The 24,474-nt window shown below is 41.5% G+C and carries 13 protein-coding genes and 1 pseudogene; 1 reads left to right on the top strand and 13 read right to left on the bottom strand.

Annotation, left to right across the window (positions count from 1 at the left end):
• Nucleotides 1–348 precede the first annotated feature (348 nt).
• The gene (locus QZL88_RS19090) at nucleotides 349–2,703 is read left to right on the top strand and encodes a sodium-translocating pyrophosphatase (protein WP_296944049.1); all 2,355 of its coding nucleotides are present in this window, start codon (nucleotides 349–351) and stop codon (nucleotides 2,701–2,703) included.
• A gap of 140 nt (nucleotides 2,704–2,843) precedes the next feature.
• On the opposite strand, the gene QZL88_RS19095 is transcribed toward QZL88_RS19090, so the two are convergent.
• From QZL88_RS19095 to QZL88_RS19155, 13 genes and pseudogenes are all read right to left on the bottom strand, one after another.
• The gene (locus QZL88_RS19095; RefSeq protein WP_296944051.1) at nucleotides 2,844–5,219 is read right to left on the bottom strand and encodes a glycoside hydrolase family 127 protein; all 2,376 of its coding nucleotides are present in this window, start codon (nucleotides 5,217–5,219) and stop codon (nucleotides 2,844–2,846) included.
• Between the two features lie 22 nt (nucleotides 5,220–5,241).
• Complete coding sequence (locus QZL88_RS19100; RefSeq protein WP_296944053.1) at nucleotides 5,242–6,096, bottom strand: alpha/beta hydrolase family protein; 855 nt, start codon at nucleotides 6,094–6,096, stop codon at nucleotides 5,242–5,244.
• Nucleotides 6,097–6,625: 529 nt separating this feature from the next.
• Entirely contained in the window at nucleotides 6,626–9,208 is a 2,583-nt protein-coding gene (locus tag QZL88_RS19105) for an alpha-L-arabinofuranosidase C-terminal domain-containing protein (protein WP_296944055.1), read from the bottom strand.
• Between the two features lie 158 nt (nucleotides 9,209–9,366).
• A complete protein-coding gene (locus QZL88_RS19110) occupies nucleotides 9,367–10,755 on the bottom strand; it encodes a family 43 glycosylhydrolase (protein WP_296944058.1) in 1,389 nt (462 codons plus the stop codon).
• 81 nt (nucleotides 10,756–10,836) lie between these two features.
• A pseudogene (locus tag QZL88_RS19115) lies at nucleotides 10,837–11,814 on the bottom strand (glycoside hydrolase family 43 protein); the annotation flags it as partial.
• Between the two features lie 74 nt (nucleotides 11,815–11,888).
• Nucleotides 11,889–14,303 (bottom strand): TIM-barrel domain-containing protein, encoded by a 2,415-nt coding sequence (locus QZL88_RS19120; protein WP_296944061.1) that lies wholly within the window; start codon nucleotides 14,301–14,303, stop codon nucleotides 11,889–11,891.
• 37 nt (nucleotides 14,304–14,340) lie between these two features.
• Nucleotides 14,341–14,901 carry a hypothetical protein gene (locus tag QZL88_RS19125; protein ID WP_296944064.1) on the bottom strand — a complete coding sequence of 187 codons (561 nt, stop codon included), beginning with the start codon at nucleotides 14,899–14,901 and terminating at the stop codon, nucleotides 14,341–14,343.
• Nucleotides 14,902–14,908: 7 nt separating this feature from the next.
• Nucleotides 14,909–16,450: an alpha-L-arabinofuranosidase C-terminal domain-containing protein gene (locus tag QZL88_RS19130; RefSeq protein ID WP_296944067.1), complete on the bottom strand. Its 1,542-nt coding sequence runs from the start codon at nucleotides 16,448–16,450 to the stop codon at nucleotides 14,909–14,911.
• Nucleotides 16,451–16,611: 161 nt separating this feature from the next.
• Complete coding sequence (locus QZL88_RS19135; RefSeq protein ID WP_296944069.1) at nucleotides 16,612–18,249, bottom strand: RagB/SusD family nutrient uptake outer membrane protein; 1,638 nt, start codon at nucleotides 18,247–18,249, stop codon at nucleotides 16,612–16,614.
• Nucleotides 18,250–18,268: 19 nt separating this feature from the next.
• Nucleotides 18,269–21,538, bottom strand: a complete 3,270-nt coding sequence (locus tag QZL88_RS19140) for a TonB-dependent receptor (protein WP_296944072.1) — start codon at nucleotides 21,536–21,538, stop codon at nucleotides 18,269–18,271.
• Between the two features lie 190 nt (nucleotides 21,539–21,728).
• Nucleotides 21,729–22,739 (bottom strand): FecR family protein, encoded by a 1,011-nt coding sequence (locus QZL88_RS19145; RefSeq protein WP_296944074.1) that lies wholly within the window; start codon nucleotides 22,737–22,739, stop codon nucleotides 21,729–21,731.
• An 87-nt stretch (nucleotides 22,740–22,826) separates the two neighbouring features.
• Nucleotides 22,827–23,423 carry an RNA polymerase sigma-70 factor gene (locus QZL88_RS19150; RefSeq protein ID WP_296944076.1) on the bottom strand — a complete coding sequence of 199 codons (597 nt, stop codon included), beginning with the start codon at nucleotides 23,421–23,423 and terminating at the stop codon, nucleotides 22,827–22,829.
• Nucleotides 23,424–23,595: 172 nt separating this feature from the next.
• A complete protein-coding gene (locus QZL88_RS19155; RefSeq protein ID WP_296944078.1) occupies nucleotides 23,596–24,450 on the bottom strand; it encodes a neutral zinc metallopeptidase in 855 nt (284 codons plus the stop codon).
• Nucleotides 24,451–24,474 lie beyond the last annotated feature (24 nt).

The raw sequence follows: 24,474 nt of genomic DNA on the forward strand, positions 1-24,474 counted from the left end.
ACTTGCAGAAGTAGATGCCGGGATTCCCTCGTCTGGCGGAGTACATTGTATTTATATATTTATTGAACTAATAAAGATATCATAATAATCATTCCATATCAGTTATTTCATTTTTTTACGAAACCAGCGAATTATGTTTCGAACTATTTCGATAAAAATATGCCCGGATATAATATTTGTTAATAATTATACTATATTTGCTACGTTAACTTTAATCACAAGAGCGATAAAATCATAAAACAAAGTAAGTATATCACTATATATAGTCGATAGTATCTGTTTTATCATAATTTTGTTGCAATTGTTAACAATCTGATAATACTGAACATTAATCAAAAATTAATACGCATGAAGAAACTTTTAATCCTATCACTCATTTTATTTCCGGTGAGCCTGATGGCTAGTGAAGCAGACTTAAAAGTCCCTGATTTAGGAAGTGGTTATAACCTCCTGCTTTGGGGCCTTTTAATTCTGTTACTCGGCATTGCATTTGGCTTGGTGCAGTATTTCAACATTAAGAAGTTACCTGCACATCAATCGATGCTCAATGTATCGAAGACTATCTTTGAAACTTGCAAAACCTACCTGTTGCAGCAGGGTAAGTTTCTCTTCTATCTATTGCTGATTATCTCGGCAGTAATGCTTATCTACTTCGGATTTTTGTCTAATCCCGAAATCGTAGCAAAGGGAGAAGTCGGCAGAGCTACATTCCTTGCTTTTGTCCTCTTTTGGACAATATTGGGTATTCTCGGCTCGTATGGTGTAGCATGGTATGGCATCCGCATCAATACGTTGGCTAATTCCCGCACAGCATTCGCATCATTACGCAAACGTCCCTGGGATGTAGTGAATATCCCCCTGAAAGCAGGAATGAGTGTAGGAGTGATGCTTATTACCGTAGAGTTGATAATGATGCTTGTTATCCTCTTGTTTGTTCCCGGAGATATGGCCGGAGCCTGTTTACTCGGATTCGCTATCGGTGAATCCTTGGGTGCATCGGCACTCCGCATAGCAGGAGGAATCTTTACCAAGATAGCCGATATCGGAGCCGACCTGATGAAGATCGTATTCAATATAAAGGAAGACGATCCCCGTAATCCCGGTGTAATAGCGGATTGTACAGGAGATAATGCCGGCGATAGTGTAGGCCCTACAGCCGATGGTTTCGAAACATACGGTGTGACAGGAGTTGCTCTGATCTCATTTATCATATTGGCAGTATTGAATGTCGAATATCAGGCGGCCTTTATAGTTTGGATATTCGTTATGCGTCTGATGATGTTATTTACGTCCATCCTGTCTTACTATATCAATCAGGGGATTGCTACTGCTAAATATAAGAACTTAACCAAGTTCGACTTCGAAATACCTCTTACCGCCCTTATATGGATTACATCTGTCGTATCTATTGCGGCAACATATATTGCCAGCTACTTCTTACTGAAAGAAATGCCTGATGGCTTGTGGTGGAAACTAGCTTCTATTATCAGTTGCGGTACATTTGCCGCTGCTGTGATCCCTGAACTTACAAAGGCTTTTACCAGTTCATCGTCCCGCCATGTAAAAGAGGTGGTTACCGCTTCACGCGAAGGAGGAGCATCTTTGAATATCCTTTCGGGTATGGTAGCCGGTAATTTCAGCGCATTCTGGAAAGGGCTTACAATAGCATTGCTGATGGCTGTCGCTTACTTTATCTCTACTCAGGAACTGGGAAGTATAATGTCTCACCCTTCTATCTTTGCCTTCGGTCTGGTAGCTTTCGGCTTGCTGGGAATGGGGCCGGTTACTATTGCTGTAGATAGCTATGGACCTGTAACGGATAATGCACAGTCAGTATTCGAACTCTCCCGTATAGAACATTTACCCAACATATCGGCAGAAGTAAAGAAAGACTTTGGCTTCGAACCTGATTTCGAAAAGGGGAAAGAGTATCTGGAAGAGAATGATTCGGCTGGTAATACATTTAAGGCTACGGCTAAACCTGTACTTATCGGTACTGCCGTGATAGGTGCTACTACCATGATATTCTCAATTATTCTGGTACTGGAAAAACTCGGATTGCTCAACATTGATCTTATAGCTGCTCCTGTACTGCTGGGGTTCATCTGCGGAGGTTCCGTTGTTTACTGGTTCTCCGGCGCTTCTATGCAGGCTGTTACTACGGGTGCATACCGTGCAGTAGAGTATATCAAGAAGCATATCAATCTGAATAAGGAAGAGGCTGATATAGAGGATTCTAAGGCAGTGGTAAAGATCTGTACCCAGTATGCTCAGGTGGGAATGTGGAATATCTTCCTAGCCCTGCTATTCATCACGATGGCATTTGCCTTTATCGACCCTAACTTCTTTGTAGCATACCTTATCTCCATTGCTGTATTCGGCTTATTTCAGGCCATCTATATGGCAAATGCAGGCGGTGCATGGGATAATGCCAAGAAAATTGTAGAAGTAGAATTAAAAGAGCGTAATACCGACCTGCATGCTGCTACAGTAGTTGGCGACACTGTCGGTGACCCGTATAAAGATACATCGTCTGTTGCGTTGAATCCTATTATAAAATTCTCAACATTATTCGGATTGCTGGCAGTTGAGATTGCGATTGAGATTCCCGACTATTGCAAATGGGTTGGATTGGTATTCCTTGCCGTGGCATTAGTCTTTATTTACCGTTCGTTCTATTCCATGCGAATTGTAAAGCAATAAGGATAAATGATGAGGCTGTGTATAGAGTAATTTTTATTATCTCTTTGTCATGTTGAACGGAGTGAAACATCTCGTTTTTCGGTGGTCGGGATTCTTCATTACATTCAGAATGACTCTATATACAGCCTCATCGTTTATTTTCAGTGTTTATAATCCTCCGATAATATCCTCACTTCTGCTATCTTGGTTGTCACACTATTTGGTACAGCCACTATTTTCACTTCGAGTATTTCTTTACCTTTTTCGCTTTCGGGAACAGGGTATGTAGAAGTAAATAAGCTATCTCCTCCATCACCTTTCAGGCTCATTGAAGCTACTTTCTGATCATTAATCAAGACATCGAAATTACGGTTCTGGTCACGGTCAAAATATTTCAGATACAGGTGATTGGCATTCTTACCCGCATTCTTCAACTGATAACTGAACCAGCCCTTTGCTTCGCGCCAGTGTATATCATCGATAAAGCCTGTATTCGACTTGTCTGATTGTATAAAATGATCTGATTCAGGTTGTTGTTCTCCGCAGACTACCTTGTCGGCTGTGATACCATCCAACTTGATTCTTTCCCTCTCCTCGTCTTCTATTTTCTGCTGTATCTCTTTCACGCCTTCAGCTGTTGCCTGTGGCCAGTAGATGATATAGCGCGACTCATGCAAGCGGAAGAACGGTATAAGTTCCAGCCCTGCCGCATATTTCTCAGGATATAGTCCCGATAGATGGAATGTCAAAGGCTTTCCCTGTACGGGTTTTACTAATGAGGCTATTCTTTCCGGATCACTTACGATAATCGGCATATCTTTCATCGGTATTTGTTTGCCGTGGGCAATGTGTCCGCCTCGGCTGTCGTCGGCATATAATCCTGTCATATCCTCTGTTCCTGTTTTTGCGGCAAGGGTTATCGGGCCGTAGAAGATAGAGTAATAGTTCGATTTGTCAGGCAATTGCTCTACTGTTATCCGCATAGGCATTTCCATTACTACCTTATCTCCCTTTTTCCATTTGCGGTCGATAGATATATAACTTGCCGGATCTTGCGATACAGGATAATCTTTACCATTGACAGTCACTCTCACAGCACCCTTTTCTACCCATGCCGGATAGCGTAGCTTTAAGGTGAAAGCAGTTGTCTTTTCAGAGTTGATGGTCAGTTGGGTCTTAGCTTCATCGGGAAATGCATTTTCCTGTATCACTTCAACCTTTTTCTCTTTCCAATTTAATCTCGAAGGAATGAATAGATTCACATACAATTCATTGTCTGTATGGGCATAAATCATTTCTCCGTACTTGGCATGGTTTTCTATCCCCGAACCCACACAGCACCAGAAACTTGTCTGGGGCTGGGAATATACCCGGTAGTGCCCCGGACGCATCTGGGTGAAGTAAACAAATCCGCCCTGTTCGGGATTCTGGGTAGAAAGGATATGGTTGTATAATGCCCTTTCGTAATAGTCCATATACTTCTCATCCTGCGACGTTTGATAAAGCATTTTCGACAGGCGCAACATATTGTATGTATTACATGTTTCAGGACCTTCGATACTCTTTATCACTCTCGAAAAATCATTCGTAGGGTTGAAATGTTCTCCCACGCTGTTGCCTCCGATACTTACCGAACGACGTTCTACAACTGTTTCCCAGAAAAAACGCGAAGCTTCCGACCATGATTCGTTACCTTCTACATCGGCTATGCGTTTAAATCCAAGTACCTTCGGTATCTGTGTATTGGCATGCATCCCGGTCAGTTTGTCTTCGTGGTTGAGCAGAGGATTAAGCACCAGTTGATGTGAAAACTGATGTGCCAGTTTCAGGTATTTCTTATCGCCTGTTATCGCGGCTACATCGGCAAATGTCTCATTCAGTCCGCCATGTTCACTGCGAAGCATATCCTGTATTTGTTCTTCCGATAGTTTCGAGACCAGATTGATAGCCCAGTCGGTCATTTTTATCAGCATCTCCTTTGCCATATCGTTATTTGCATAGAGGTAAGCATCACGCAGCCCGGCATAGGTCTTATGGATATTGTACAATGGAACCCATTTGCCGTTAAGGTCAAAACCTCCGGCTCTGATATTTCCGTTTGCTACTTCTTCCCAGATTGCTTTTCCTCCCGGAACGCCTCCTATATAGCCGTTGCCGTTTGCATCCTGACAGTGTTTAAGTTCGCTAACCATATAGTCGAGTCGCTTTTTTATCTGTTTGTCGCCCGTCGATGCATACATCAATGATAATGCCGAGAGATAATGACCTCCGATATGCCCGTCCAGTCCGGTATTTTCCCAGTTGGTATAGCTTTCGGCTTTCGGTGTCAGTCCCGATTCGCGCAGGAAGGGGGAGAGGAGCCTGTCAGCTTTCAGCTCCTGCAGGTATTGTTTATCCAGGTCTTCCGCATGCTTGAATGGACTATCCAGTAATCTTACATCACTCAAATCGAAACATTCAATTTTCGTTGAGATTTGCGCAATTGTATGGCTGGTACACAAAAATGCAATAAATAAACTAAGTACTATTTTTTTCATTTCTTATCGTATGTTTCAAATTTCAATTTCTCAAAAAATTAATAGAGCAGAATAATAAAACAGCCGGAAGGGAGTCTTGCCAGTAACTCCATGTGTGTCCGCCGTCCTTCATTCTATACTCCAGTGGAATCCCTTTTTCCCGCATTGCTTTGTATAGTGCGATATTACCGTCATAGAGATAATCATCGTCTCCGCAGTCTACATACCATTTAATGGTTTTCAATTCAGCTGTTTGTTCATCTGTAATATTCTGTACGAAAAGCGTAGGATCGGTTTCTCCCAGAGACTTATCAAAGTCAATATCTATTTTACGGGCATTCTCGCTGGAGCAGTATCCGACGCACCCGCTTAACGAAACGGCCGAAGAAAAGAACGAAGGATGTCGTTGCGCATAGGCAATGGCGCCTCCGCCTCCCATCGAAAGGCCAGCGACAGCCCTATTGTTTTTATTGGCAATCGTTCTGTAATTCTCGTCGATATAGGGTATCAGTTCCTCAAAAAAATAATCTTCGTATCTCCAGTCGGGGACATTGAAATATCCCATATTCTTGCCTCCGAAGTCTTCGTCTATTCCCCGCGCATCAGGCATTACAATGATCATTGCAAGTGCTTCGCTTGCCCCGGTACTTTTGTTTGTAATCTCTTCTATATTGCCCTTTTCTACCCAAGAGTGACTATTTCCCCATGCTCCGTGCAAAAGGTACAATACCGGATACTTTTTATCTGAATTATCATAATCGTGGGGTAAATAAATAGTATACTCCTTTTCTGTACCCAGAATTTCACTCTTCATAGTTTTAGTCATCACCACACTCTTTTGTGCTGATGCAAAAGCCGAGATAGAAAATAGGCCGAGATAGATCAGAATACTTTTCATATGTTCAATTTTTTTACCATTTATACTTTAGCTAAATATTTCTGGGAATCCGTATTGAATTAACTTTTGTTTGCTGTATATTGTTAAAAAGTAACAGATGTAACACAAATGCAATTAATAATTAAGAATGAACAATTAATAATTCTTTTAGCTTTTCCCGATTCATTATCAACGATCAATTCAAAAAAGTAACACCTCTATTTTTTCATCTCCCTCTTGTTTTAACAATATGTGTCCTGTAACCTTTATTTATTTAACCTCTGTTTATATTGTGTTGTTAAAAGGTAACAGATGTAACACAATTTGCATATTTCTCGTTGTTACTTTTTTATCATGTAGGGGCAGGTCTTGTGCCTGCCCGTTTTTCATCATTTTCTCAAAAAGGTAACAACCAACGGTCACAGGAGCGTAGCGTATGTAAAAGTAACGCCTCTGCATACTTTTTATATTGTTACCTTTTTTATTTTCTATACCCTCTTTGTAGCCTCCCAGACGGGGAGGTTGGACGGGTTCTATATAGATAAACTTTTTAATTTGTCTTAAACCTTAATACAGTAAATGAATAAGCCGGTAATTTGCAGCTATCACCCACATTGAAACTATCCGATACAGGCTTTGCCGATTTGTCGTCAGGAGTGCCTGTAAGCAAAGTTCTTGAAGCCACCGGATTTGTAATACTGATGCCTGTCAAGTCTAATTTTGTATTTACTTCTACAGGCAGCATATTCACCAGTTTGACTATCACATCTCCGGTCTTGCTATCGCGCACGATCGATTTTGCAATGCGTTTTTGCACGTCATCCCGATTGTCTGAAAGTTCCATCTTACTGGTCAGGTATTCATCTCCGGCATGCTGTCCGTAGAGTTTCTGTACATAATAACCCACAGTCGGTTTCACTTCTGTATTGTTGAAATATATCAGATCGGGATTCCATTGTGTATGTCCTTCTTTTGCCAGCAATGGCGCATAAGAAGTCATTGTTACTACGTCTCCGTTACGTTCCACGTTAGCCAGATGAAGGGCTTCCGCCAAAGCTGTTTCCACATTATTCGGCCTGCCCGGAAGGTGAGCGGCATATTCGCCCAGATATACTTTCGACTTCGAACGGTCATATTTGTCATAAAAATCCTGATTGTGGATATACCATCCCGGTGGATTGTAATAATGCTCGTCTACCATCGGTACCTGTAACTTATCGGCGATACCCCAGCCTTCCACATAATCTGTTCCCTCATAGAAAGGCCCCACTGTGCCTATCACCGTTATTTCCGGATATTTTTCTTTTACAGCATTGAATATCATCGTGAAACGTTCCTCGAAAATGTCAGAAATAATGTCTTCGTTTCCTATCCCGATATATTTCAGGTTGAATGGTTTGGGATGACCCGCTTCGGCGCGTTTTTTACCCCATGTGGTGTTAACATCGCCATTAGCCCATTCTATCAGGTCTAGCACATCCTGTATATAACTTCCCATTTCGCTCATCGGTATTCCGCCTTGTTGCCCACCCAGAGAGCAACCATGATGCGCCGAATTCTGGCACGGTACGCCTGCCGCAACTACAGGAACAGGCTCTGCACCCAAATCCTCACAGAACTGGAAGTATTCGAAATATCCCAATCCAGCTGTCTGATGGTATCCCCACAGATTCCGTTGAGGTTTTCGGCTTTCGAGCGTACCTATTGTATTCTTCCAATGGTATATATTGCCCAATCCGTCGCCATGTGCCACACAACCACCGGGAAAGCGCACAAAACGAGGATTCATATCGGCAATAACTTGAGCGAGGTCTTCGCGCAATCCGTTTTTATGTCCTCTGAATGTTTTCTGAGGGAAAAGGGAAATCATGTCCAGTTGCACTTTACCCGTCATTTGCGGTACAACCTCCAGTCTTGCGTCTGCTATAGTTCGGCTGACGGTTATTACAGCATCGTATTTTTTCCAGTCGCCGGAAATAGCTTTTGTGGTAGCTTCTCCATAAACTTTTCCGTTCTTATCTGTCAGACGTACAGTTAGTTTTCCTTTTTTTGCTTCTGCTGTGCGTGCAAATACCGAGAAATTATATTTTTCTCCGGCTTTTACCGCGATACCATCGAATCCTTCATTTGCCAGTCCGGCTCCGATCTGGTTAACCTGAAGCACTGCATAATACTTGTTATTGGGATGGATAGGGGATACAGAATCGATTGTAAATACAGCCTGATCACCGGTTACGCTCCATGCTTTGTAGCTGTTCCAGTTTTTGTCGCGTCCTTCCTTATCGCTCAATGCGTATTCGAAACCCCTGTTCTGAACAAGCTCTGCATAAAGGCCTCCGTCGGCAGCATAGTTTATATCTTCAAAAAACATACCTAACAACAGGTCGCTTATCTTTTTCGTTTTAGAAGCGTCTACAGTAATGGTTGCATCCACCGATTTAAGCGAAGCAAAACGCTCTTTGTCAGTGCTTGAATTTTCGGCATTCAATATACCTTTATAGGCGGCTAATTGCTGCGCTTTTATCAGTCCGTCAATCACCTTCCACGACACTTGGTGTAATGTCCCTGTTTCAGTTTTTCCGGATATAATTGCAGTTTCACGCAGATTGGCAATGCCTGTAACTTTTTTTGTAGAACCGTAATCTTTAAAGTCTTTCGTGGTAACGGCATAGGCTTGCTTGCCTGAGCTTAACCAAGTGACTGTATAAAGCTTACTCGCATTGTCGTAAGTGATTTCAGGTGAAAGGCAATTCCCGTTTTCCATAACCAGAGGGTAGGATTGCCGCCCCCAATATACAAGGTCGGGAGATGAAACGCCGGCAAATGCCCCGTCTCTTTCGTTCATACTCCATACGCAGTGCCACATGCCATCTGGAGACTGAATGAGGAACGGAGAGAACATCTTTTTCTCAGAGCCCCAGCGTCCGTAGTCACATTTTACATAACTGTGTTCGGGGCCTATCGGAAACCAGTTTTCCTTGTCTACACTCCATGCGAAGTGCAGTCCGTTGTGATTGGAATTTTTATCTGTAGCATATGCGAACAGATAAGCCGATGTAGGTTCACTGGCAATTGTTTTAAATACAGGAATAAAGAGTAAAATAATTAAGAGATAGATACTTGCTTTTTTCATTCTAAAGTACGTTTATATTTGATTTGGATATATTGTAAAAGTAGCCCATGATTTACTATCGCATGTCATCCTGACCGGGGGGAAGGATCTCGATTTTTCTCTCAGAGATGCTTCTTATTGGCAGTATGACAAAAAACAAAAAGTATTTTAATCAAACTTTAATAAAAGAACAGATCCCAGATAGCCGGAACAGGCTCTTTGTCGGAAGTCGTAAATACGATCCGTATAAATGAAGCCTTTTTGTTGATATCTATATTTACCGGCGAACCTGATATTCCTTTCTCTGTATGGTCGGCAATGGTCTCCCATGTATTTCCGTCCGCAGAACTTTCTACTTTTATGAAATAGTCTTTCCAAGGATATTCGAAACGTATCTCCATTGTTTTGATGAAAGTATCAGGGTTGAAATCTGCTTTTACCCATGCGCTTTCATCTGTTTCCGAAGCTTTCCACAAGGTGCTGAAATCGTTATCCGTCAAATTCTTTACAGCAGTATATCCTTCTTTCTCTGAACTTGCCGATACTGATGCAGGCTGGATATAGGCAACTTCCTTCTGCGAAAGTTTAGGAAAAGACTGTACGCTATATGGCGTGATATTCTTTATCTGTCCGTTCTGTCCGTCAAACTCAAGCTCATTGATGCAGATTTGCCGGAGGGCAGTTCCCGTATTGAATGGAAGGCTATGGCGATGATATACGATATAATTCTTTCCTTCGAATGACATGATGGTATGATGCCCCGGGCCATATACACTGAGGCTGTCCGCTGTTTTCAGAACAGGGCTGTTCTTTGCTTCGGTGAAAGGGCCTAGTGGCGTGTCGCCCACTGCATACCTTACTTCATAAGTTTCATCGATGGTTTTCCCTTCCGAGTAGGTGAGATAATATTTCGAATCGTGCTTTATCATTAGCGGTCCTTCGAAATAATGGGAAGGGGTAACCTCTTTCGGCTCTGTTTTGAACGTATGCATATCATCATTCAGTTCGGCAGCATAGCAATGCCCGTTTATCCAATCCCAGCCCGAACCCCAGTAAAGATAGGCTTTTCCGTCATCGTCGATGAAGGCTTCGGCATCTATTACATGGTAAAAACGGGTGGTGTCGAACGATAGCATCGGTTGGTCGCCCATCATATTCTCCCACGGCCCCAGAGGATGTTTAGCCTTGCCACACCATACTTCCGAGCCTACCGATGTGTACATGTAGAACGTATCTCCTTTCTTTACGACCGATGGCGCCCATACATTATTTTCATTCGATGTAGGGGATGTGCACAGTGCCTTGGTAGGCCAGTTTAGCTGATGAAATGTCCAATTCTGAAAATCATCCGATACCCAACACGAAAGGAATTCTGCTCCCCAAGGGTCAGCCGTAGCATACATATAAAATTTGCCTTCATGTTGAACAATAGAAGGGTCGGCAAAATAGCCGGGAATAACCGGACTGCGAAGTTCTGTCGTTTCCCGGGGATCTGTTGATTTACTTCCTCCGCATGCAGTGAGCAAAGCGGTGAACAATAATGACAGGTAAATAAAATTTTTCTTCATGTAATGTTATATTTATCAATATGTATTAATCGGGTAGGGGGGATCGGGATAAACAGCTGTATCCTCAATTATCTTTTTTTCTCAAAATTCCATCTTCAAATCCCAGTGTTTGGCCAGTTCTTCGGCCTCTTTTTGGGTAAGGTGTATCACCGCACCGTGCTTGGGAGAGGAGAAGTTTGTCGATTTCATCACTCCTTCATTGAAATGCCCCAGATTGGTAAAGTTCTTAAAATCGGATGTTTCGCTGAACCCGAAATTGTGAATATCTATTCCATATACATCGTACATCAGCACCCATTTGTCTTCGCCGATACGCTTCCATACATTCGGAGCTTCGCAAGCCTTTGGTTCAGGGTCGTACCATTCGGGGTCGTAAGCATATCCCGAATTTACATTGTCCGATACGGCCTGTTTTATACCCGGTGTGCCATCGTGGGCAACGTAAAACAGATGATATTTATCGCCTACTCTGGTAATATCGCCATCTATACAGGTAATGTCTTTATATTCGAACAATACCTCGGGGCGGGTTTCCATGCCTGTAAATGCATCATTCATATATGTATAATAGAGCTTATTTACATCCGTTCCGAAGCGCATGGTGAAATACATCATAATCTTGCCTTTCGCCTCGTCATATATCAGTTCGGGAGCCCATGCACAGCCAATATTTTCCAATCCGGCGAATGCTGTATCTACCCGCAGATTTGCCCGTGACCAGTTTATCAGGTCTTTCGATTTCATCAGTACGAATCCCCGGTTGTTTCCCCATCCGTATTCTTTGCCGTCGCGTTCCCATTCGGTATCGCGGAAGCCTTCTTTTTGAGCAAAGATGTGGAGGTCGGTCATTGCCAGATAAAACCATCCGTCGGGGCCGCGCATAATGTAGGGATCGCGGATACCTTTTTGCGTGGCAATGGTATCGCCCGCCATGATCGGCTTTCCGTTATTTACATCGGTAAATGAGTATCCGTCTTTGCTCAGAGCCATATACAGGCCATGAGTAGGGTCTTTGAAGTATATCATCAGATATGCTTTCATATCTTTTTCGGACGGTACTTCTTTTTGTTTTTGAGCTTGTATTGCACCTAGAGGGCACAATACAAGCATTATGTAGATTAAAAATCGCATGTTCAGAGTTTTATTGAAACTTCTTTTCCTTTATAGTTAACTACTTTATCTATCTTCAGGGAGTTTTCAACTCCAATCCCTTTCAGTTGGTCGACAAGTACAATCTGGAATTTGCGATTCTTCAGCATACCGGGAAATTCTCCGTTCCTGTTTTCGATGCTAAGAGTTCGGTTCTGGTCATTCCATTTGAATTTGATGGTAGAGTAGATTCCTTTTTCGTAGTTATAATTGTCATTTTCGTCTTCGTACAGAACGAACTCTCCGTCTGCCCCTGTATAAATCCTTATTTCGAGATTATCCCATTTCTTTTCGGTGGCATATTGTACTTTCGGCCCCCAAGGAATAATCGATCCGGCTTTTATATACAAAGGTATTATATCTATTGGTACTTCTTTATTGATTGTTTGCCCTCCGTTTAATTTTTCGCCTGTCCAGAAATCGAACCAGTCCGCACCCTGAGGTAAATAGACAGCCTGCGTCTTTATTTTGCTGAAATTCTCAACAGGATTCTTCCATTTATCTTTTTCTTCTGCCGAAACATACATCGGGTCGGTAACAGGCGTAACGAGGAACGATTTCCCGAACATATACTGATTGCTGATGTCATGCACTTTCTGGTCTTCATTGAAGTCCATAAACAAGGCGCGCAGGAACGAACCCGAATTGCTGGTTACATCCCAGGCCGTAGAATACAAGTAAGGAATCAAGCTATAGCGCAGGTTGATATACTTTTCTTCCGAGTCATATACCCAGTCACCTTTTTTTCCAAAGTTGTAAATCTCTTTTTTGACACCGCTACCGTGCGAACGTTGCATCGGCGTGAATGTACCATACTGAAACCAGCGTGTATATAGTTCGTGATACGCTTTGTTGCTTACTTCCCCGTCGTATTCCCAAATGAAGAAACCGCCTATGTCGGTATTCCAATACGGGATGCCGCTAAGAGAGAAATTGAGTCCTGTAGGTATTTGTCTTTTCAGAACGTCCCATTTTGCTACAACATCTCCCGACCATGTGTTAGCCGCATATCGTTGCTGTCCGGCGAAAGCGCATCGAGTGAGCAAATAGACACGTTTGTCTGATGTGGTAGCCCTCTGATGTTCGTACACGCCTTTGTTTGATTCTAACGGGAATGCATTGCGCACGCTGCGGAAAGTGCCGAGATGGGTAGGCACATCGAAGTCTGATTCTTTAACATCCAGATGGTCGGGTTCGGTAGAGTCGAGCCACCATGCATCTATACCCTTCGAAAACAGTCCTTTATTCATGTAATCCCAATAGATGTCGCGCGCTTCAGGATTATAAGCGTCATATACTCTTACACCGGAAGGCTTGTTAGGATCGGGCGGCCATACATCTTCACTGGAAGCAGGCCATGTTTTGAAATTGAACAACATGTTTTTTTCCTTCATCACCTTGAATGGCTTCGTATCGGGGCCGAATGAAGCCCAAACGGAAATCATGATATGCGCGTTTTGTTTGTGAACATGGTCGATCATGCCTTGCGGGTCGGGAAATTCGGGATTGTCAAAGTTCATAGAATTCCAATTTGTATTCGGCCCCCAGTATTGCCAGTCCTGTATAATGCCATCGAGTGGAATACCCAGTTGCCTGTATTTGTCTACCACTTCCATCGTCTCTGTTTGGCTCTTATATCTTTCTCTCGATTGCCAGAATCCGAATGTCCACAACGGATACATCGGAGCCTGACCTGTGAGGTCGCGCATTTGGGCGATTACTCCGTCCCCGCTTTTGCCGTACATGAAATAATAGTCGGAACATTCGCCTACTTCCGAGTCGAAAGACATCTCCTGCGGATTGTCATTGAATGTAGTGGGAGAGTAGTTGTCCCAGAATATACCATATCCCTTCACCGATTGAACGAAAGGAATACTTGCATATAAGGCGCGTTGACGCATAAATATTTTCTCTCCGCGCTGGTTCAGTTTATCGGTTTGTTGCTGGCCCAGTCCGTAAATGGCTTCTCCCTTATCGAGCAGAAAGGCCTGACGTACACTGAAAGTTTTATTTCCGGCATCATTGAAGTTGGAGAATTGTGTGCCATAGTCTTTTTCTGTAAAGAGAGGGTTTCCGCTTTTGTCGGAGTAAGCTACTTTTCCTGTATTCAGGTTGATGCTAACTTGCATCAAATCACTGTTTAAGGATACTGTATTTCCATTTTGGCTGATATCTAAAGCGGTCGTTTGCGGTGTTTTTATCACCGAAAGGCTTTCCTTTTTGAAGTTTTTGCTTTCCGGCGATTTTATCACGCGTACGATTCCCGGACTGTAGAATTGTATTTCTACATCCATCGACTGTACATTTGTTTTTATTCCCTTGTCAGTCTTTTGGTATGTTTGAGCAAATAATTGCCCGGCTATAATGGATAGAATAAGTAATATACAATTTTTTTTCATTTTAAACAGATTTTTTTTCGGTTTAAATTGTAGATATTCATTTATTTAGCGTTATGCGATAAACACACTTTTCATTTCCGCGTTGTATCGAAGAGATGACAGTTGCCTTTACCGGACTTTCGTTCACTTTCGAAAACATCATTTCTGCAAAACCTTCGGAACAAAAGCATAATGCAGGATATTTAATGCCTTCACTTTTATTGATCAGAGGGCATACACAGGCTGATTTATTTTCATCGGCCAGTATAACTTTTCCGTTGTCTTCGTAACTAAATATCCAACCCCATTCTTTTTCTATGAATCGAATGAAATCATTCATTTTTCCGATATAAGGGGCCAGCGATGTATCCATGTTCAAATTTTGATAATGGGCCAAAGATGCTGATTTTACTAATTTTCGGATCTCTGTTTCAGGCAGACTGTCGTCCAGATTAGTTAGTATTTCCGATATCCATTTTTGGAACATGGCAGTACTCCGGTCATCATCGAGCGCTTCAGTATTGTTGGTGCTGTTAACACCGGATATTGTATTGAATCCGCATATACATGCGCTACTCAAACATGCCTTTTTTATAAAATTTCGTCTGGATAAAGTCATGCTTGTACTACTTTATTTCGAGGACAACGATCGATTTGGCAGGTAGTTTTATATTCAGCTTGCCATTTTCTATTTTAGCACCTGTGAAGGTTTGAGGTTTTACTAAGTCAGGATTTTCGAAAGTATTGTGATCGTCAATGTTTTTCGAAGTCAGAATTCTTCCTTTTACACTGTTTATCTTCGTGTTGGAGAAATCTATATTTACGTTCTGCTCAGCATTCAGGTCTATATTTGCCAGCGTAATATGCGTCAATCCGTCTTTCTGAGAAGCTGAAGCATTTACCAAGGCTACATTGCGGCCTCTTATCTCTTTCGTTTCCGAGATAATATCCATCGGCAGATAAGTGGCATCCTGATGCACACGATACATATCGAAGACATGGTAGGTCGGTGTCAGTGTCATCTTATCGTCTTTGGTCAATATCATAGATTGAAGTACATTGACCACCTGTGCTATATTGGCCATCTGAATGCGGTCGCCGTACTTGTTGAAGACGTTCAATGACAGGGCGGCAACAAATGCATCGCGCATGGTATTTTGTTGGTACAGGAATCCCGGATTAGTCTCCGGCTCCACATCCCACCATGTACCCCATTCGTCTACCATAAGGCCTACTTTCTTGTCCTTGTCGTATTTATCCATAATGGTCATATGCTTTTGAATCACTTCTTCTATTTCAAGGCATTTTCCCATTGTCCAATAATAATCGTCCGGCGTGAATTTCGTTGCTGAACCTTTGCTGCCACTCCATCCTGTAACGGTGTAGTAATGAAGCGAAAGTCCGTGCATTTTCTTTCCGGCTTTTTTCATCAGCACGTCTGTCCAGTTGTAGTCGTAATCGCTTGCTCCACTGGCTATTTTGAAGAGTTTGTTTTCGTCAAAATTACGGCAGTAAACGGCATAACGACGATAGAGGTCTGCATAATAGTCGGGCAGCATGTCGCCTCCGCAACCCCAGCTTTCATTACCCACTCCCAGATATTTCACTTTCCATGCCTTGTCGCGTCCATTCTTGCGGCGTAGGTTTGCCATCGGGCTATCTCCGTCCGAGGTCATGTATTCTACCCATTTTGCAAGTTCTTCTACGGTGCCGCTTCCTACATTTCCACTGATATACGGTTCGCATTCGAGTAATTCACACAGATTGAGAAATTCGTGTGTTCCAAAGCTGTTGTCTTCTACCACTCCGCCCCAGTTGTTATTAACCATCTTCGGACGGTTCTCTTTTGGGCCTATGCCATCCATCCAGTGATATTCATCGGCAAAGCATCCGCCCGGCCAACGCAGGTTTGGTATCTGGAGATTTTTCAGTGCATTGAGTACATCGGTACGATAACCCTTTGTGTTGGGTATTTTTGAATCTTCTCCCACCCATAAGCCGCCATAGATGCATGTGCCGAGATGTTCGGCAAAATGTCCGTATATGTGCTTACTGATAGTTTGCTTACCTCTTTCGGGATAAATGCGGATAGATACATCCTTTTGCTGCGAGAAAGCTGAAAAGGAGCTAACTAAAACTAAAGCAGTAAGTAAAAGTCTTTTTTTCATTGATTTTATGGTTATAGATTTAATAATTCTAAGGTAGGCATTATTTTACACCTCTTACGACCAGAGATTAGTCATAATGGATGAATAATCGGTCAAATACGTTCTTGTTTCGGAATTATTACCGGCAGCATATTTTGATACTACCGGTAATGAATTTTATTTTAATATCCCGGATTCTGTTTTAAATTACTGTTGGTGAGTAATATAGAATTTGGTATCGGGTACAAGTCCCGATTCTTATTATTTGTTGCATCGTGCGAAAACCATGATTTGGTAGAGAAGACCCCGAATCTGATCATATCCTGACGACGGCGACCTTCCTGTGCAAACTCCCATCCTAATTCGTCGAGGAAACGGCCATATTGGATATCGCTTCCTCCTTCGCTGGTAGTGCTGTACACATCGCGGCGACCATAGTCATAAACGCTTCCCAGTTTCAGTTCTGCATCGGTAACAGTCGCTTTTGCCGGATCGGTATTCCTGAATGCTCTTTCTCTTACTTGCGTTACAAGTGCGCCTGCTCCCGACTGATTTGATCTCATCAGAGCTTCTGCTTTCATCATCAGTATATCTGCATACCGGAACTGAGGCCAATCATTGCTTAAGCGGTTGGTAGACCCCTCTGCATACTCAAATTTTCCCCATCTGTATCCATCGGCCATATCCGAGTTGTCGATCGAAGGAACCGATTTTATATAAACAAGTTGCCCTTTGCCATCACTACGTTCCAGTGGTTCGGTACCTGCCAGTGATGTATATTGAGGACCTGAAATGTAATTTTCAGTCAACCGTATATCATCAGGATCGAAAGAATCTATAAATTGAGGAGCCGCACAAACACCACCCCAAGGTCTGGCTGTGAAACCGTAAGTGGTTTGATTTTCAGGAGCTAACGTATACAGGTGGAAGTCGAAAGCATTCCAGTCTGTCACATAAATTTCATCGAAAGGAAGTCCGAATATGATCTCTTTGGAGTTCTCATTTTTTGTTACAAAGATATTTTTCTGCTCGCTTTCCAAGGCATATTCTTTTGATTTATTTGCATACTCAATCACCTTATCACATGCATCGATACAGTTTTGCCATTCGGCTGTACCGCTCCATACCTCTGCATTCAGATACATTTTTGCCAATATGGTATAACCTACCCACTTATTCATACGTCCGTAAAGAGCCCCTCTGGGTGTTTCGGAAAGCAGGTCGACATTGTCAGTCAATTCATCTATAATGAAATTATATACCTGCAACCGTGTTGATTGCTGAGGAAGCGATACATCTTTATAGTCGGTAACGATAGGAATATTTCCAAACAAATCGACCAGAATGTAGTAGTATGAAGCACGTAAGACTTTGAGTTCGGCAATAAGAGCATCTTTTGTTTCTCCCGATACTGCGATTGCTCCATCATCGATCTGAGACAACAGGCGGTTACAGGTATTGATACCCGTATATGTACGCGCCCATCCTTGATAGGGGCCATCGTCTTCGGATGTCCAGGTATGCTGGTGCCATCTTTTATAAATGTATCCGTCGACCCAACCTATACCGTCACGTCCCGGTAAAACATCCTGATCGGCACTAAGTTCCTGTGAACGGACAACGCCATTCCAAAGCAGCATCGTTTCGCGCCACGACACATAAGCAGCATTGACCAGATAACCTATTTCTTCTTCTGTGGTAGGTTTATACCTGTCGGATGGGATCGAGCCGTAGCTATCATCCTTCAGGTCGGTACAAGAAGTGATATTAAGCAATATAAAAATGGCACAAAGTCCGAATGATAATATTTTTGTTTTCATCTTATATTCAATTTATTAATTAGAATTTAACACCTACACCAAGTGTGAATGAGCGAACTGTAGGATACCTGTCCCTGCTGTCATAGCCCGGAGATAATCCATTGATTTCCAATTCTGGGTCTATCCCTTTGTATCCGGTTATAGTAAGTGCGTTCAGTACAGAACCATAGACACGGAGCGACTTGATATATTTGCCTACATTGTTGAAGGTGTAGCCTAGTGTAATATTATCTATTTTCCAATAATCCCCATCTTCTACATAGTAGCTATTGAATTCCGGTTCAACGGCTGTACTTAGTTGTGTTTTTCCAAATACTTTATCCGTTACAGATTTTAATCTGTTCTCCATCCTACTGTTTTTCGTATTTTCATAGTTCATACGGGCGGCATTTATTATTTGGAAACCGAAAGCGCCACGCATTGTAATATTCAGATCGAAATCTTTGTAACGGAAACTATTATTCCATCCGCCATACCATGTTGGAACACCATTTCCTATCATATGCTTATCTTCCGGAGCATGTGTAAAATCATCGTAAGGCACTCTGTTGCCGTCTCTATCCAGATAAATCCATTTACCTTCATCGTCCACATCCACCACTTTGAAGCCGTAGAAATTGCCTATTTTTTCTCCTACCTGTACTCTGTGCGATATAGTCCATTGGCCTGAATATTCGGCAGAACCGGTATCAAAATAATCATATTCTGTTTTGAATACGCTTCCTGAAAGGCTTTTCAACTTATTAGAGTTGGTGGAAAAGGTTACTGTTGTATTCCATTCAAAGTCTTTGCTCGTAACAGGGATTCCCGATAAAAGAAGTTCCAGTCCCCTATTTTGCAGTTTACCTCCGTTTGCCCAGGTTCTTGGGTATAAGTTGGGAGGAGTAGGCACAGCATATTCGTACAATAAACCATCCACTTCGCGGTTATAATAATCGATTGCTCCAGACAGACGTCCTTTGAGGGCGGTGAAGTCAATACCGATATTGGTTTCTTTCTTTTCTTCCCATTTCAGGTCAGGATTGGCATTTGATGCCGGAACAACTGTACTTACCCATTTTCCGTTCACATACGCATAGCCACCGTATTTAACCATTGCTGTTCCTAAGAATCCGGCACTAATTTGAGAGCCTGTAACACCATATCCTACACGAAGTTTTAAATCATCAAATATATTCTGATCTTTCATAAAGGCTTCTTGTGTGATTCTCCATCCTAAAGATACGGAAGGGAAAGCTCCCCATTCATTATCCGTTCCCCATAGCTGGCTTGCTCCTTCGTAGCGCAAACTTGCCATAAGTAGATATTTGTCCATGTAAGAATAAGTAGCGCGACCAAAGAAACCGATGAGATTGGAGGTTCTTTTTGTAGATGATGCGCCTGCTAACCCGTCTTTAAGTGCTGATCCGGCACCTATATTGTGCCATCCGCCCATATAGTCGTCCTGAAATCCGTAGTTGGAAAAATACATGTCCTCAAAGTCAGTCTCATTGTAGCTATAACCTCCTAATATGCTGAATTTGTGAACATTTATCTGTTTATTATATTGAGCTGTTAGCTCAACTAATTTCTCCATTTGAGTATAGGCTCCCACCGAAGACCATCCGGCAAGGCCATCACGAAGTGCTGAAATATGGTTTCTGGTCTCAGAATATCCATGATTCCTGTTTTGGCGGTTATAAGACATAACGGCGCTTAAAGTCAAATCCTTGATAGGGTTATATATAATGCTTCCATTGAAGCGTATATCTGTATTTTTTACATTTCCATAGCACTCATACAGTCTTGCTAAAGGATTTTCGTATTCGAATTTATTTACATTTTCATACCAGCTTCCATCAGCATTCCTTACGGGATCGGTCGGGTTGTGCAGTGTTGCCTGACGGTATGTATAGCCGTTCCAGCTTCCTGCATTGTTGGTAGATGCAAATTGATTTTTCTTACCCAGGATTCCGAATCTTAATTGCAATTTATCATCGAACATACGGTGAGAAATCTGGATACGCCCCTGAAAAGTTTCAGAATCCGACTTCTTCATAATCCCCTCTCGTGAAGAATAGTTTATATTCGCAATATAGTTTGTAGTTGCAGTTCCACCCTGGAGAGAAAGGTTATGAACATGGCTTACCGGAGTGCGTGTGATTTCGTCCAGCCAGTTTGTATTTCCTCCATGATCTTCAGTAGGATATAATTCGCGGAATTCGCTCGCGCTAAGCATATCCAGTTTATTGGATATCTTAGATGTACTGATATAACCGTTGTACTCTACTGTATTTATCTGTGCGCCTTGTGCTCTTTTGGTTGTTATCAGGATTACTCCGTTTGTACCTCGTGTACCGTAGATAGCGGCAGCCGATCCGTCTTTCAGTACGTCAACCGACTCAACATCTTCCGGGGCAACAGTGCTAAGGCTTCCGGGTATACCATCGATCAGAATGAGTGGATCGGTATTTGCTCCACCGATTGAATTGTTGCCGCGCAATTGTATCTGTGTACCTCCTGTAGGGTCTCCATTCGGGTTGGAAATGGCCAATCCGGCCACCTTGCCCTGAATCAGTTGTCCTACGTCTTTTACCGCACCCTTTGTAAAGTTTTCAGGTTTTACACTGGCTACCGAACTCGTGATATCTCCTTTGCGCTGTGTACCGTAACCGATAACTACAACTTCGTTGAGGTCGTTAAGATTTTCAATCAATGTGAGATTGATCACAGATTTACCTCTTACGGCAATTTCTTGTGTTTCATAACCGATATATGAGAATACAAGGATATCATTTTCAGGTACATCCAATTGGAAATTACCATTCTCATCTGTAATTGTTCCTTTGGTAGTTCCTTTTATTGTGACTGATACACCGATAAGGGGCTCCTTACTGATATCCAGTATTGTTCCTGATATTTTTCCTGATTGCCGGCTGGCTACTTGTGCAGTTTGCGCCTGTACAGTACCCATACTTACGGCGATGGTATTGTCGCTTTGTCTGAATACCAATCCTGTTTGTTTCGATATTTCATCTAAAACGCCATTCAGTGTACTGTTTTTGATATCTATGGATATATTTTTTACTTTTTCCAGTACAGATTCTTCAAATATAAATTTTAAACCGGATTGACTTGTAATCGACGCAAAAACACTTTTGATAGGAGTATTTGCGTGTTTCAATGTGATTCTTTTATCCTGATATTTTTCATAAATAATATTATTCGCATACGCTGGACTAGAGAATAACGGAAACAGCATAATTGCTGATATTACAATTATTATCTGTTTTTTTGAAATTAAATTCATAATTTTGTGATGTTTAAGAGTTAACTTTTCTTTTAAACTAAACTTTTCCAGGTAATCATTTTTGGTAGACTTGATGTTCCTTAGGAGAAAGTGTGAGCAGTGATGTAATAGTTGCTGCTCATTCATTTTTTTTGAGGTATTTTCATTCTTTCATAGGCTGTAATATATTTGTTAAAATTTATGGTGGTTATTAAAAAAGAATTATATTATTTCCATTCTTTTTTTGTTTTAGTTTCGTTATAAAACAGATAGATTCCAAGACTGATTGCAGACTTTTATTATCGTGTTCACCAGTTATAGTATATTCCTCTCCGGGTCTTTCCAGTACAATATTTACCGCATACTTTCTGTTGAGTGTATTAATTACATCTTTGATAGGAGCTCTGTCAAAGTATAGGTATCCGTCTCTCCACGAAGAGGCATGCAATACATCTTTTTTGCTTTTCTGAAAATAATGGTTTTTCTTATTTATCCATAATTCTTCGCTCGGAGTCAATTGTATAGAACTGTTTTCATCAAAAATACTGACTGATACGATTCCTGTAGATACTGTAACGCCTATCCATTCGTCCTCGTCGTAGCTTCTTACATTGAAGGATGTCCCAAGAACTTTTATGGAAATCTGGCCTGTATTTATGATAAAAGGCCTCTCTTTATCTGGTGTAATCTTAAAAAAGGCCTCTCCGGCAAGTTCCACAAGACGTTGTTCCTTTCCAAAAGTTTCGGGATATTTAAGAGTGCTGGCAGAATTAATGTATATATCAGACTCATCAGGTAATTTTATCTCTTTTTTTTCTCCGGCCGGTATGGAGATATTGCACATTTTGGTGTCTGCCTGTTCTCTGTCTTTATTTATAAAAAGGTACATTGAAACTGAGACTGCTATGATTACCGCAAGTGAAGCTGCGTAGCGAATATAGCCTATTTTAATTCTGAAGCGGGAGGAAATGGGAGTTTCGTGCCTTTTCGAGCTTACTATAATATTTGAAGCTTCATTATATAATTTCGATCTTTCCTGTACATCAGCTTCATCGTTTTGCTCCATACTTTTTTCCCATTCTTCGCCAAACTTACGTTGAAACTCCGACATTCCCTTCTCATGGGATATACTTACCATTAAATCGATAAAGTCCTGTCTCGAAAACTTGTTAGTCAGGTAACGATCTATAATTTTTTCTATATCCAGGTCTTTCTCGCGCATTTTTAATGGTATTTATATATGTAATACAATTAACTTTTACACAACTGGGGGTGTAAACTAATTTTTTTTATAAAAACTTAATTTTTTTTATTGGTAGAGGAAAAACAGGAATAAGGGAAGGCAGAAATGAATGTCTGTATGTGTCGACAGGTATCCTTTAATACACTTCAGCGATTCCGAAATATGTTCCTGAACTGTATAAACTGAAATATTCAGTGTCGCAGCAATCTCTTTATGCGACATATGTTCTATTCTGCTCAATACAAATACCTTTTTTCTGGCCGGAGGTAACCTATTTATTGCAGCTTTAAAAAGACTTTTATATTCTGAATCTATAATTTCATTATCAGTAGATGCTTGTTCGAGCAGACTTTTGCTCATAATAAGGTTCATTACATTTTCCTCTGTATTATATCTTTTCAATGTGTTCAATATCCTGTTTTTGGTAATAGTAAAAAGATAGGAAGAGAAATTATAATTGGAATCAATAAAAAGACGACTTTCCCACAAATGAGTAAATATATCTTGTATAGTATCCTCTGTAAGATCGCTATCCTTTAAAAACTTTAGAGTGAACAAGAACAGACGTTTCTTATAACGTATATACAATTCACAAAAAGCATTTTCATCGCCTTTTGAAAGTAATTCCGCAAGATGTTTATCTGTCTTTTCTTTATAAAGCATCCGTATTAGATTCGAAGTTATATGGCAAAAATATACATATTAAGTGTATAATGAACATTTAATAGTATGTTCTAAAACATATCTGTACGAAGTGATAAAATATAAATGGCTGCCCTGAAAAGAGCAACCATTATATGTATAAATGAATTATTAGAATTTATAACTTGTTTAGCTACAGATCTGAATAACGGACTGAAAATGTGTCGCCATCGGCTATATTTCCTCTTTGAAGTCCTTTCTTCAGCCAACGGGAACGCTGAGCGGATGTTCCGTGGTTGAAAGCATCGGGTACCGTGTATCCTTGCGATTGCATTTGCAGGCGGTCGTCTCCGATTTGAGACGCAGCATTCAGGCCTTCTTCTATATCACCATCTTCTATCGAATTGAAATTCTTATTGTCATGGTATGCCCATACTCCCGCATAGAAATCAGCTTGTAGTTCTAGTCTGACATTAAGTTGATTACTTTCTTTTTGGTTCATACGTTGTTGTTGCTGGTGTACTTTGTCAAGTGTTCCCAGCAAATATTGTATATGATGTCCTACTTCATGCGCAATTACATATGCATATGCAAAATCTCCTCCGGCATTCAGTTGATTCTGCATTTCATTGAAGAATGACAGGTCAATATAGACCGTCTGATCTGCCGGACAATAGAATGGTCCGGTGGATGAAGACGCGTTTCCGCATCCCGAACGGGTAGCTCCGCTAAATAATACCATCTTTGGGGGGACATACTTCATGCCGTTCTGATTAAAAACTTCAGTCCATACATCTTCTGTTCCAGCCAGAATTGTTTTAGCAAAGGTTGCAGCCTGTTCTTCTTCTGCGGTTGGCGTATAGTCTTTTTCAGCTGACATACCTTCGACTGCTTGTTGTGTAACGAAATTCATAGGGTTACCGCCCATTAGCCATATGATAATTCCTATAACGATCGTTCCCCCTATGCCGAGAGATATTTTCCCACCCGATCCTTTACCGCGGCGGTCATCTATATTGTCACTTGTTCTTCTACCGTCAAGTCTCATATTATTAATTGTAAAGTCAATGGA

Origin of the sequence: uncultured Dysgonomonas sp. (assembly GCF_900079725.1) — a bacterium.
In the GTDB taxonomy this organism is placed as follows: Bacteria; Bacteroidota; Bacteroidia; order Bacteroidales; family Dysgonomonadaceae; genus Dysgonomonas.

What these genes read in the sequence shown, in the direction of transcription:
- QZL88_RS19105 (WP_296944055.1), bottom strand. Translation starts at nt 9,208, where the DNA reads ATGAAAAAAGCAAGTATCTATCTCTTAATTATTTTACTCTTTATTCCT.
- QZL88_RS19155 (WP_296944078.1), bottom strand. Translation starts at nt 24,450, where the DNA reads ATGAGACTTGACGGTAGAAGAACAAGTGACAATATAGATGACCGCCGC.
- QZL88_RS19140 (WP_296944072.1), bottom strand. Translation starts at nt 21,538, where the DNA reads ATGAATTTAATTTCAAAAAAACAGATAATAATTGTAATATCAGCAATT.
- QZL88_RS19135 (WP_296944069.1), bottom strand. Translation starts at nt 18,249, where the DNA reads ATGAAAACAAAAATATTATCATTCGGACTTTGTGCCATTTTTATATTG.
- QZL88_RS19120 (WP_296944061.1), bottom strand. Translation starts at nt 14,303, where the DNA reads ATGAAAAAAAATTGTATATTACTTATTCTATCCATTATAGCCGGGCAA.
- QZL88_RS19095 (WP_296944051.1), bottom strand. Translation starts at nt 5,219, where the DNA reads ATGAAAAAAATAGTACTTAGTTTATTTATTGCATTTTTGTGTACCAGC.
- QZL88_RS19125 (WP_296944064.1), bottom strand. Translation starts at nt 14,901, where the DNA reads ATGACTTTATCCAGACGAAATTTTATAAAAAAGGCATGTTTGAGTAGC.
- QZL88_RS19110 (WP_296944058.1), bottom strand. Translation starts at nt 10,755, where the DNA reads ATGAAGAAAAATTTTATTTACCTGTCATTATTGTTCACCGCTTTGCTC.
- QZL88_RS19090 (WP_296944049.1), top strand. Translation starts at nt 349, where the DNA reads ATGAAGAAACTTTTAATCCTATCACTCATTTTATTTCCGGTGAGCCTG.
- QZL88_RS19150 (WP_296944076.1), bottom strand. Translation starts at nt 23,423, where the DNA reads ATGCTTTATAAAGAAAAGACAGATAAACATCTTGCGGAATTACTTTCA.
- QZL88_RS19100 (WP_296944053.1), bottom strand. Translation starts at nt 6,096, where the DNA reads ATGAAAAGTATTCTGATCTATCTCGGCCTATTTTCTATCTCGGCTTTT.
- QZL88_RS19130 (WP_296944067.1), bottom strand. Translation starts at nt 16,450, where the DNA reads ATGAAAAAAAGACTTTTACTTACTGCTTTAGTTTTAGTTAGCTCCTTT.
- QZL88_RS19145 (WP_296944074.1), bottom strand. Translation starts at nt 22,739, where the DNA reads ATGCGCGAGAAAGACCTGGATATAGAAAAAATTATAGATCGTTACCTG.